Source organism: Paenibacillus jiangxiensis, assembly GCF_046098255.1.
Taxonomy (GTDB): Bacteria; Bacillota; Bacilli; order Paenibacillales; family Paenibacillaceae; genus Paenibacillus; species Paenibacillus jiagnxiensis.
Genome location: NZ_JBJURI010000001.1, coordinates 259978 through 272842, shown reverse-complemented (window position 1 = coordinate 272842; position 12865 = coordinate 259978). Strand labels below are relative to the sequence as shown.

The 12865-nt window shown below is 51.5% G+C and carries 7 protein-coding genes; all 7 read left to right on the top strand.

Annotated features, from left to right (window positions below; translation table 11 throughout):
- The first annotated feature begins 10 nt into the window (after positions 1–10).
- Entirely contained in the window at positions 11–1297 is a 1287-nt protein-coding gene (locus tag ACI1P2_RS01190) for an ABC transporter substrate-binding protein (RefSeq protein ID WP_355316071.1), read from the top strand.
- 15 nt (positions 1298–1312) lie between these two features.
- A complete protein-coding gene (locus tag ACI1P2_RS01185; RefSeq protein WP_355316069.1) occupies positions 1313–2248 on the top strand; it encodes a carbohydrate ABC transporter permease in 936 nt (311 codons plus the stop codon).
- Between the two features lie 18 nt (positions 2249–2266).
- A complete protein-coding gene (locus ACI1P2_RS01180) occupies positions 2267–3091 on the top strand; it encodes a carbohydrate ABC transporter permease (protein WP_355316067.1) in 825 nt (274 codons plus the stop codon).
- Positions 3092–3111: 20 nt separating this feature from the next.
- Entirely contained in the window at positions 3112–4413 is a 1302-nt protein-coding gene (gene melA / locus ACI1P2_RS01175; RefSeq protein WP_355316065.1) for an alpha-galactosidase, read from the top strand.
- A complete protein-coding gene (locus tag ACI1P2_RS01170; protein WP_355316063.1) occupies positions 4410–5375 on the top strand; it encodes a carbohydrate kinase family protein in 966 nt (321 codons plus the stop codon). The genes melA and ACI1P2_RS01170 overlap by 4 nt, the downstream gene beginning before the upstream one ends.
- A gap of 52 nt (positions 5376–5427) precedes the next feature.
- Complete coding sequence (locus ACI1P2_RS01165) at positions 5428–6963, top strand: right-handed parallel beta-helix repeat-containing protein (RefSeq protein ID WP_355316061.1); 1536 nt, start codon at positions 5428–5430, stop codon at positions 6961–6963.
- A 747-nt stretch (positions 6964–7710) separates the two neighbouring features.
- Complete coding sequence (locus ACI1P2_RS01160) at positions 7711–12678, top strand: discoidin domain-containing protein (RefSeq protein WP_355316059.1); 4968 nt, start codon at positions 7711–7713, stop codon at positions 12676–12678.
- The last annotated feature ends 187 nt before the right edge of the window (positions 12679–12865 follow it).

Here is a 12865-nt window from a genome sequence, read left to right as displayed (position 1 = left end):
GGATATGCGAATGCGGTTATCCAAGTTTTTACTGATCATCACGGTAGTTTGCGTTGTATTCGCTGCAGCGGGCTGTGGGGGCCCTTCCGGCAGCGGTACAACGGCAGACTCGCAAGGCAAGGTGAAACTGGTCTTTTGGAGTCATCAAGAAGACGCAATTGTAAACGCATACAAGAAGTTGATCTCCAAATATCAGGATTCACACCCTGATGTAACCATTGAGTATCAGACCTTCCCGTATGACGTGTACAACCAGAAGCTGAAAGCTTCATTCTCCGCGAAGCAACCGCCCGATGTCGCTGAATTTTTCGGCACCTGGGTTCCGGAATATACCAAAAACAATGCGCTCGTTGAAATCCCTGACAGCGAAAATGTAATAAAAGCGTACTATGACGCGCCGCTTGGCGGGTATATGCGGGATAACAAGCTGTACGGGCTGCCGATGGAGTACAACATTGAAAACGGCGGGATGCTGATTCATCCGCAAATGCTGAGAGACAAAGGCCTCAATCAGCCGCCGTCCACCTGGGCCGAGCTTGTGGATTATGCCAAAAAGCTGACTGTCCGCGAAGGAAATGTCATTAAAGTCAAAGGCTTCGATTTTGTATCTTCTGACAATATCACTTTTACGTTTTTATCGCTAATTCTGCAGCAAGGTGCAAGCTTCTGGGGGGATGACGGCCATGTTAATTTCAGTACCCCGGAGGCGCATAAGGCGATGTCGGCCTTGGTCTCGCTCGTGGCTGATGACAAAGTCACGGATTTGACCGCATTTGGCGGGGAGCTTGATACCTCCGATTATTTCTACCGTGGAAACTCGGCCATGACCTATCGCGGCCCTTGGACGATTTCTTCGGGAATCAACAACTATAAGGTTAGCGATTTTGAATACGTGCCTGTGCCGTCCTTTACGGAAAGCGAGCCTGTCTTTGCCGCCGAATCCGGCTGGGGCCTGGCGGTAGCGAAGCAAAGCAAGCAGCAGGAGGCTGCGCTTGATTTCATCCGCTTCGTCTCGGAGAAGGACAACCTTGAGGCATGGAATACGGACACCTTTACCGTTCCGGCCAAAAAAGAAATCGCCGAAGACCCGGCATTTCAAAGCAGCAATCCTTATATGAAAACCTCCCTGAAAATATTGCAGTTAGGCCAATGGATCGGCCCTGTGGCGGACCGTGACTACTTCTTCAAGCAGGTCAATGATAATTTTCAGTTGATGGCCAGCGGACAGCTGAGTGTGGATGACGGATTGGCAAACATCGAAAAGGCTATCAACAGTAGCCAGGATCAACATAAGTGATAGGGGTGCTTGGGTATGAGTGTTGCTGTACCGACCAACAAGGCGGAGGAGCTTAAAGCAGCGGGGAAGGCGGCGGGGTACAGATCCAAGCGGTGGTTCATCATCATATCGCTGGTGCCGATTCTGCTCCTGTTCGGGGTGTTCGCTTTCCTCCCTATCGCGTGGAGCCTGGGCTTGTCTGTGTTTAAGTATGACCCGCTCGGTTCGAATGCAGTGTTCGTGGGAGCGCAGAACTATATCCGCATGCTTCAGGATGCGGTTTTTCTCAAGTCGCTATGGGTCACATTCAAATTCGTAATCATTACCGTGATGGTCAATATCGTTATTACGCTGTTGATCGCTTCGGCCATCCAGCGGGTTAAAATCCCGTGGCTGAAAAATTTGTTCCGGACCCTGTTCTTTCTCCCAACGATCGCGCCGCTGGCGGGAACGGCCATCGTGTGGAGCACGATGTTCAATTACAATAACGGTTTGTTCAACATACTGCTGGCCAAGCTGCATATGGCTCCGATCCAGTGGCTGAGCGATCCGCATTATGCGCTTTATTCCGTCATTGTGATGACCCTGTGGGCCGATATTGGCTATAACATCGTTCTGTTCATCGCCGGACTTGATTCCATTCCCGACATGTATTATGAAGCGGCGATTCTGGAAGGCGCGAGCCCGTGGCACATCTTTTTCCACATCACATTGCCGCTGCTGCGCAGAACGCTGCTGTTCGTCTCCGTGACTACGGTCGTTTCTTATTTCCAGGCCTTCCCTCAATTCCAGATCATGACGAAGGGCGAGCCCTTCAACGAGACGCGGGTGCTGGCACTGCACATTTATGACCAGGCCTTCTCCAACTCGAACATGGGATATGCCTCGGCTATGGCGACCGTGTTCCTCGTGATCATTCTGCTCGTGACTTTGCTGCAGCTGAGATGGGGACGTACGCAGTGGGAACATTGAGAGGGGGAGTAGAAGCTCATGCCGCATAAACGCAGTGTTTGGGACGGAGTAATTATCGCTGTGCTGGCGGTAGCATCTTGTATTATGCTGCTGCCTTACGCCTGGATGGTGTTGTCTTCGCTGAAGAGCAATATGGAGATCGTGTCGGGCTCCGGCGGGCTGCTTCCCAGCCAGCCCAGCCTGGAGGGATACCAGACGGTTTTTCGCGATGCGCCATTTGTCACGTGGCTGTTGAACAGCCTGGTGACCTCCGTAATTATCACGGCTATCACCTTGCTAACCAGTTCTCTGGCCGGCTATATTTTTGCCAAACATCAATTTAAGGGAAAAAAACTGTTGTTCGTTCTGATCCTGGCGACCATGATGATTCCGTTCCAGGTCATTATGATTCCGACCTATCTGATCACAGCCGAGCTCGGATTGGTTAACAGTCTAATGGCGATTATTTTGCCTAATCTGGTCAGCTCCTACGGCGTGTTCCTGGCCAAGCAATTCATCGAGGAGATTCCGCAGGATTTGCTTGAAGCGGCAAGAATGGACGGCGCGGGGGAGTTCAGGCTGATGATCCGTATCATTTCACCGCTCATTATGCCGATGCTGTCGGCCCTGGGCATATTCACGTTCATGAACTCGTGGAACAACTACCTGTGGCCGCTGATCGTGCTGAATGATGAGAGCAAAATGACCGTTCCGCTCGCGCTTGTCTATTTTAACGGAACTCACCAGGTCAATTACAATGTCGTCATGTCTGCAGCGGTTTTGATTACAATACCGGTTATTATTGTGTTCCTGATCTTCCAGAAGCAATTCATTAAAGGCCTGACCATGACAGGCATGAAATAAGGGACGAGGAGAAGAGAGCTATGACTAAAATTTCAATTATAGGTGCAGGCAGTGCATTTACCCGTGAGATCGCCATGGATATTCTTTTGATCGATGGATTGGAGGGCGGTACTATCGCCCTGGTCGATATCGACGAGCGGCGGCTTGAGCTGGCGCGCAGACTGGTGCTCAAGATCGTGGAGATGACGGGGAAAAAGTGGGAAGTTATCGCCTCCACGGACCGCAGGGAAGTCATTGGCGGTTCCCAGTTCGTGATCAACCAGATTGAGGTTGGCGGGCTGGAGACAGTACGATACGAATATGAAATTCCGCTGAAATACGGAGTCAAGCAATGCATCGGCGATACGTTGGGACCGGGTGGCCTGTTCAAGACGCTGCGTACCCTTCCGAGCTGGATCGAGATCGTTCGGGATATTGAAGAGCTGTGTCCGGACAGCATGATTCTGAACTATACGAACCCGATGTCCGCAGTAACGCTGCTGACTTCCCGCATCACGGATATTCCGGTAGTGGGCCTTTGCCACTCCATTCAGAACACATCCGCTCAATTGGCAGAATATGCTGGCATCCCTTATGAAGAGATGCACTGGAGAGCTGGCGGCATCAACCACATGTCCTGGTTCGTGGAGCTGACCCATGCCGGGCAGGATCTGTATCCTGTTCTGCTGGAAAAAATAAAGAACCCCGAGCTGCTGCGTCAGGACCCGGTCCGCTTTGACGCCATGAAGTATTTGGGAGCCTTCGTCTCAGAATCAAGCGGCCATTTCTCGGAGTATATTCCGTATTACCGCAAACGCCAATCGCTCATCGATTTGCATTGCAGCACCGGTTATAACGGGGCCACGGGCTTCTATGCCGACAATTGGCCGATTTGGCGCAAGGAGAACGACGAGCAGATCGTTCAGCAGCTCGAAGGTACACTGCCGCTCGAAATGCAATCCAGTAACGAATATGCGGCTGTGATTATTGAAGCTGTATTGAAAAACGAGCCGAAGCTCATTTACGGCAACGTTCCCAACCGGGGACTGATCGAAAATCTGCCGGCGGACGGTGTGGTTGAGGTGGCCTCCTTGGTTGACCGGAAGGGCGTTCAGCCTACCCGCTTCGGGAAGCTGCCGGAGCACCTGGCTGCATTGTGCCGCTCTAACATGGCCTTTTTCGACCTGGCTGTGGAAGCCGTGCTGAATAAAGACAAGGAAATGGCCCGCCATGCGCTGATGGTGGACCCGCTGACCGCAGCCGTATGCTCCCTGGATGAAATCGGCAGCATGTTCGAGGAACTGTATGAGGCGGAACAAGGTTTTGTTCCGGTATTGAAATGATGCGATCCCAAGGGGACCGGGAGACAAGGCCTGTTGTTGTTGTCGCTGGCGAGCTAAACGTGGACATCATTGTGTCCGGGAATGATGTGATACCGGAATGGAACCGGGAAAAGATGGTCGACGGCTTCGAGGTCGTGCTCGGTTCCTCCTCCGCAATCACAGCCTGCGCGCTGGCCAGCCTTGGGGCGGATGTGCGGTTTGTCAGCGTGGTGGGGGACGATGATTTCGGCACCTTCTGTACGGGTGAGCTGCAGCGCATGGGCGTCAACACGGAGCATGTCACCCGGTTGCCGGGAATTAAGACGGGCGTGACCCTGTCCTTTTCCACGCCGGCTGACCGCGGATTGTTAACCTACGCCGGCAGCATCCCGCTGCTGACCCCGGATTATATCCCGGAGACGCTGTTGGAGCAGGCCGAACATTTGCACTTCGGTTCCTATTATTTGCAGGACGGCATGAGGCCTCACTGGAAGGAGCTTTTTAAAAGACTGCGTGCGGACGGGATCAGCACGTCCTTTGATACGGGCTGGGATGTAGCCAATCAGTGGGATCGCGAGGGAATCAGCACACTGCTGGCCGAAACGGATCTGTTTATTCCGAGCGAGGATGAACTGCTGCATATTTTTCCGGCCGACCGGGTCGCGAGTGTACTTGAATCCGTGCTCCCTCCCGTGGCGGGCATGGCTGCGGTCAAACAAGGCTCCAGAGGCGCTTCGCTGCGTGAGCCTGACGGAAGCGTAATATCCGCCGTGCCTTATACGGTGACCCCGGTGGATACGACGGGGGCAGGCGATTGCTTCAACGCGGGAATCATTTACGGTTATCTGATCGGCCGCCGTGGAGAGGATCTGCTTCGATTCGCCAATGCATGCGGGGCGTTGTCGACCCTTGGAATCGGAGGAACAGGCAGCCTGCCGACGGTGGAGTCCGTCCTCCGTTTGCAAGCTGGACATACTCAGTGAATACGGGTTATCATTTATGAATCCAATTTTAAACAATGGGAGTTGAGGAATCATGATGAAATTCGGGAAAATTTTGCTGGCTGGTTTGAGCATGGTTTTTGGAATTGGCCTTGTGTCTGTAAATGAGCGGCCCCCTGCCGCCTCCGCGGCCGGTGCCGAATACTATGTGGCGACGAGCGGCAGCGACTCCAATGCGGGAACGAGCGACGCGCCGTGGAAGACGCTGCAGCATGCGGCCGACGTGGCTCCCGCGGGCAGCACGGTCTATGTACGGGGCGGCGTATACAATGAGAAGCTGAAGATCACCCGTTCCGGCTCCGCTTCCGAGGGCCCTATTGTGTTTGCCAACTATGATAATGAGGCGCCAATCATTGACGGCAAAGGACTTGCGGTGAGCGGGTCCGAAGGTTTGGTTGAACTGGCTGACGTTAGTTATGTTACTGTGCAGGGATTTGAAATCCGCAATTTCACCACGGCTTCCAAAAATGCAGTACCTGTAGGTATTTATGTCCATGGTGCGGGCGGCTTCATTAATCTGTCCGATAACAAAATCCATGACATCAAAAATACAGCAACTCCGAGCGGCAGCGATCGTCTGGGCCGGGACGCCCACGGCATCGCTGTATACGGAACGAAAGCTCCCGATTCGATTCATGACCTCACGATTGACGGCAATGAGCTGTCCAATCTCGTACTGGGTTCCAGCGAATCGCTCGTTTTGAACGGCAACGTGGACGGCTTTGCGGTGACCAGTAACCTCGTTCACGATAACGACAACATTGGGATCGATCTGATCGGCTTTGAGGGAACCGCTCCGAATACCGCTTACGATCAGGCGCGGAACGGCTTGGTGAAGGGCAACCGGGTGTACAACAATTCTGTTAAAAATAACCCATCTTACGGGAAAGACGACAACTCGGCCGGCGGCATTTATGTGGATGGGGGCAAGGACAGCATTATTGAACAGAACTACAGCTATAATAACGACATCGGCATCGAGATTGCCTCCGAGCATGCCGGCAAATCCACCAGCAATATTACGGTGCGCAGCAACGTGATCTATAACAACCGTTTGACCGGTATCGCCATGGGAGGTTATGACACCAAGCGCGGCTCGACGGTAAACTGCAAGATCGTGAACAATACGGTGTATAATAACGATACTCTGAACGATTATAACGGCCAGCTTCTTGTGCAGTACGATACGCAAAATAACGTGATCAAGAACAATATTTTCGTGGCCAACTCCACGGATGTGCTGTTCTACAATGAATACACCAAAAACTCCGGCAACGTTGTGGATTATAATCTATATTTTGCTCCTGGCGGCAGTTCGGATGCTACCTGGACCTGGAAAAATAAAGAATATACTGGATTCTCCTCGTATCAAAAGGGAACAGGCAACGATGCGCATTCTCTGTTTACCGATCCTAAATTCGTGAATGCTGCGGGCGGCGACTTCCATCTGCAGTCTTCGTCTCCGGCGATTGATGCCGGGCAAACGGATACCGCCATTATCGGAACAGAGGATATTGACGGAGAGCCCCGCGTGAAGGGAAGCGCCGTGAATATTGGTGCGGATGAGTAAGCCTTATATTTCAATGAAAACAGTGCGTATCGATTATCGGTGCGCACTGTTTATGTTTTTTTGATGTTGTCCACTTATATAGTAATTCAAAAGCTCTTTCACATATACTCCTAGATGATTTTTTTTGTGCAGTTTTTGCGTGATAAAATCAGAAAATATGACTTTTATACGGTTCTTAATGCTATAATGATGGATGTACAACACACCTTGAGCGGGTCGGTTCCCTCCAGAAAGGAGGTGAGCCATATGAACTTCTCTTTTTCGGATATCCTTCTGTTCGCAAACTTTGTGATTGCGTTACTGAACTATCTGGAAACAAAGAAGAAGTGACCCACTCATAGGTGCCCACCTGTGAGGTCACTTCTTCCACGATAAGATTTTACTTGGAGGGGTGAACCCACTCAAGCTGTTGTACTGGGGACGGTTAGGTGGACCGTCCTTATTCCTATTCTTACTGTATCATACCCTTTTTCATACCTCAAGCTTGAATCACTATACGATTAACATTCCTGATACTTGCTGTAGCTGCCTCATTTGCCTCTTCATCCGATTATTTTCACAAAAGTTGCGTAAAACCCTTCCGATTTAATTCAAAGCCTTGCATAAAAATTCGAGTAACAGTGGGAAGATGGTACCTTGGATTTATGTAATAAAAGACATTGTCGGCCGATAATTGAATGGTAATCAAATTGTTAACTACTTCTAAGTCACAAGAATCATACCATTTTAAAAGAAAAGGAGAAATGTATGAAACAGAGAGGCACGAAGTATTTCCTGAACTGTATTCTGATCATGTCACTGGTGCTGGGCTTTTTTCCATGGCTAGCGGCTCCGCAGGTGCATGCTGAAGAGGCGGCGGCAGCCGAGGAGGATGTTCTGTTATCCCAGAACCGGCCAGCGTATGCTTCTTCCACGTTGGGCAACAGCACGCCAGACCTCGTAGTGGACGGGAATTCGGGGACACGCTGGGAAAGCGTGTGGCAGAAGGACCCGCAGTGGGTTTATGTGGATCTTGGCGCGGAGGCCAAGTTGTCCAGGGTGGAGATCGAATGGGAGAATGCCTATTCGAAGGAATTTGAGATTCAGGTTTCTGATGATGGTGAGAACTGGAATCCCGTATTCACTGAGACTGATGGCCAAGGCGGCTTATTCTCGAAACCGGTTTCTGGAGAGGGACGGTATGTCAGAGTATTCAGCACTAAGCGTGCGCAAGAGGCATACGGCCTTTCGATCTGGGAATTCAGAGTATATGGAACGGGTGGCATCAAACCAAAACCGGTAGCTCCGAATCTTGCGCTGAACAAGCCGGTTACGGTGTCTTCGCTTGAGAAAGAAGAAGAGGGCAAAGAAAATCTGCCAGAGAAGGATTATCTGGCAGCTAACGCAACAGACGGTGATGCGGGTACTCGCTGGTCTTCCGCACATAAAAACAATGAATGGATCTATGTCGATTTGGGTGAAACAAGCGAAATCGGCAGCATCGTTTTGAACTGGGAAGCCGCTTACGGCAAAGCCTATGATATCCAGGTCTCGGACGATGCCCGCAGCTGGACGACCCTATACCGGGAGCTGTGGAGCTCAGGCGGCAAAGAGAGCATACCGCTCTATGCCAAAGGGCGCTATGTAAAAATGCTCGGGATCGCCCGTGGAAGCGAGCATGGATACTCGCTGTTCGAATTCGAGGTTCACGCGTACCGTGAAGGAGATGAGAAGCCAGTCTATACCATCCCGGACATCCCGTCGCCGGAGTCCGTGGCTGTCGGAGCGGGCAGCTATGAAATCAATGATATTACACAGCTTGAACCGAAAAATCCGAAATACCGGACAGAGGATATGAAATCGCCCATTCCGTCCAATGACTGGTGGCAGTCGCTGCTGATCTCCAAGCTGGGGGACAGCAACGGACTGATTACTCTGCCATTCAAGAACAAATATACGAAGCTGGGGCTGGCCCTTCTGAATCCGGGTGAAGGCTATGCCTCGGCCGGCGGCGGTTCGATTGATGCGGACGGAGAACCCGATCTGTATATGCTGCCGAACACGATCAATCCGTCGGAGATGGAGACGAAAGTTTCCGGATACGGTGATTTCTCGGCGAACGTGATCCTGAGCGATGATGATACCGCCAAAATGAGCACCACCTTCGTCAAAGGTTCACCGTACATTTACAACACATTTGAAAATCCGGACGCCATTATTTTGCAGTCACCGGTCATTACCGGACTGTTTGACGATAACGGCAAGCCCGTGCTGGAGAATGACGGCGATACGCTGACCGCTGATCATATCGGCATCAAGGTAACCAATAAGGACCGGGCGCCGGTACCGCAAACCTTTGACCGTTATTACGGTGTTTTTGCGCCGCCGGGTACGGTTTTCACAAGACTGGGCAGCAACATCAAAATGAAATTGGGATCAGGCGGAGACTATTTATCCATTGCTGCCTTGCCGTCCGCTGCAGAGCTTCCGTATTTTTATCGGCATGCTTATGCGTTTGTGAAAGATACACAGGTGAATTACAGTTTCGATCAGGAGTCATCCACGGTCAGCACCCAGTTCAATTCAATAACGGAGCAGAAGAGAACAGGCTTCTCCTCCGATACGCTAATGGCGCTGCTACCGCACCAATGGAAAATCACTTCCTCTTCCCTGACGGAGCTGACTTATCCGTCCATTCGTGGAACGCTTAAGGTGCATGAGGGCAATACGTTCACGACAAGCGACCGCTTTTACGGAATTGTTCCGCAGTTCGTGGAGCCGGATGATCCGACGTATTCCAGAGCGGAGCTGAGCTCTTATCTGGATTTGCTGGATGCCGACCTAACGGGGAACAACATGATTGAAGATCCGTATTGGCAGGGGAAAAAGCTGCATCCGCTTGCGCTTGCAGTCATCATAAGCGATCAGATTGGGGACGAAGAAAGAAAAGAGCGCTATCTCGGAATTTTGCGGAATATTTTGACCGATTGGTATACGTATTCAGAGGATGAACCGCAGCATTCCTACTATTTCCACTATTCGCCGGAATGGGGAGCCATCTTCCCGTATCACAGCGGTTTTGGGGTTAACACGGGGCTGACGGATCATCATTTTACTTACGGATATTATGTCTTCGCTTCGGCGGTTCTGGCTTCCTATGACCAAAGCTTCCTGAACGATTACGGAGATATGGTGGAGGTGCTCATCCGGGACTATGCCAATCCGTCCAAAACGGATGACCAGTTCCCTTGGATGCGCAATTTTGATCCATATGAAGGCCATTCCTGGGCTGGCGGCTATGCCGACAATCCGAGCGGCAACAATCAGGAAGCGGCGGGAGAAGCGCTGTTTGGCTGGGTCGGTCAATACATGTGGGGCATGGTGACTGGCAACACTGCTTACCGCGATGCGGGCATATGGGGCTTTACGACAGAAGAAAAAGCAATTGAGCAATACTGGTTCAACTATGATCACGACAACTGGACCGAAGGCTATAAGCATGCTATAGCAGGCCAGGTTTATGGCAGTGCTTATCTGTTCGGAACCTTTTTCTCGGGTGATCCGCAGCACGTCTACGGCATCCACTGGCTGCCGCCTGCGGAATGGATGACGTATTACGGACGTGATCCGGAAAAGGCGAAAGTTTTGTACGAGGGTATGGTTCAGGATAACAACGGGCCGGAAAATACGTGGCAGCATCTGATCTGGCCGTTTGAATCGATCAGTGACGCGCAGTCCGTTCTTGCCAAGTGGGATACGACCAATATGCAGCAGAACGAGGTCTTTAACGCGTACTGGTTCGTGCACAGCATGGCGACGCTCGGCACACGCACGATGGATATTTGGGCCAATGACCCGGGGGTAACGGTATATAATTCGGTATATGAAAATGGTAAAAGCTACACCGCTCAAATCTGGAATCCGTCGGACAACGAGAAAACGTTCGTGTTCTATAATGCGCAAGGGGAAACAGGCTCTGCGACGGTCTATCCGGGTGCACTGGTCACTGTAGACCCGACCGAAGTGACAACAGTTGAACCGGATACAAATTCCGGAATCGTATATTTGGACCGCTCGAATTGGACAGTGACAGCCTTTTCCGGCACCTCTCCAGAGGCTGCGAAGCTAATGTTCGATAACGACCTCAGCACCCGCTGGACGTCGGAACAGGCGCAGAACGGCACGGAGTGGATTGAGCTTGACCTGGGTGAGCAGCAGTCCTTCGATACCCTGTTCATGAACGCCGGTACAAGCGGTGGCGATTATGCCCGTGCTTACGAAATTTACGTTTCCGACAACGGACAGGATTGGGGGGAACCTGTTGCAAGCGGAACAGGCAAATCAGCGAGCATTGCCATAACCTTTCCGCTGCAAAACGTAAGATACGTCAAAATCGCCCAAACCGGAACAGCCGACAGCTGGTGGTCCATTTCCGAGTTGAAGGCGGCCAAAGTGGGCAAAAACGGGGATAACACCGGTGGAGATATAACGAACCCGGCTATTGGAGAGCTGACTGACCGCTCGCTCTGGACGGTGACAGCTTCTACCTACGGCTATCAGGATATTCCTGAGAATATGCTGGATGGCGATATGGCCACCCGCTGGACCTCCGGACAGGATCAAACCAACGGGCAGTGGATTCAGCTGGATCTGGGCAAAACAGAAACCTTTGATACGATAAGCCTGAATACAGGCCATTATCCACAGGATTATCCCGACAGCTACAGAGTATATGTATCAGACGACGGCAAGATATGGAATGAACCTGTGGCCAGCGGTCAGGGAGCACAGGGCGATCTTACGATTACATTTCCTGTTCAACATGCCCGTTATCTGAAAATCGTGCAGACAGGCCACTATTCCAGCTGGTGGTCCATCGCGGAGCTTGCCATTTTCAATTACGGAACGGGAAAACAAACAGAATTGTCGCGGAGCGGCTGGAGTATGGCCGCTTCCTCCACGGCGGCCGACAGCAGTGAGGCGGGGATGCTGGACGAAAATGCTTCAACCCGCTGGTCCACAGGCAAGCCGCAGGAGGATGGACAGTGGATTGAGCTTGATCTGGGCAAGGTTCAATCCTTTAACCAGATTGTGATGGACAGCGGAGGCAGCCCTGAGGACTATGCCCGCGGATACCAGCTGCTGGTCTCTAGAGATGGTGAGACATGGGGAAGTCCGGTCGTGGAAGGGAAGGGCACTGCATCCAAAATGACCTTAACCTTCCCGGCGCAGACGGCCCGTTATATCAAGGTTATTCAGACTGGCAAGGACTCCCGCTGGTGGTCGATCAGCGAATTCCGCGTCCTGGCTCATGATGCGGGAAATCAGGATAAATCCCCTGATGGCGTGCTGGATCGTGAGCAATGGACAGTGACGGCTTCGGTGTATGGTACCGGGTCCGAAGCTGCCAATATGCTGGACAGTGATCTGAGCACTCGCTGGACTTCCGGTGAGGATCAGACCGAAGGGCAATGGATCCAGCTTGATCTGGGGGCTGTCCGCAGTTTCAGGCAGATCAGCATGGATTCTGGCAGCAGCAGGGATGATTACGCGCGGGGATACAAGATTCTGGTTTCTACCGATGCTGCTGAGTGGCAATTGGTTGCCGAGGGCGAAGGAACCTCACGCTATGTAACTCCAAAATTCGAGACTCAAAAAGCACGATTTATTAAAATCGTCCAAACCGGGGCAGTGGATAAATGGTGGTCGATTGCGGAATTAAATGTATATAACTGAATTAATTTTATAGAGAAATATAATGAGAGATCCCGTCAGGTGATATAGAATGTCGCTGGGCAACAAAGGGGAAATGATACAGCAGGTTGTTAAACTAGAGTATTAGAAACCACTGGGAAGGAGGGGCATTTGGCTGCTCCTCTTTTTCTTATAGAGGAGAAATTGAGGATGTAAAATTGTTTTGGCT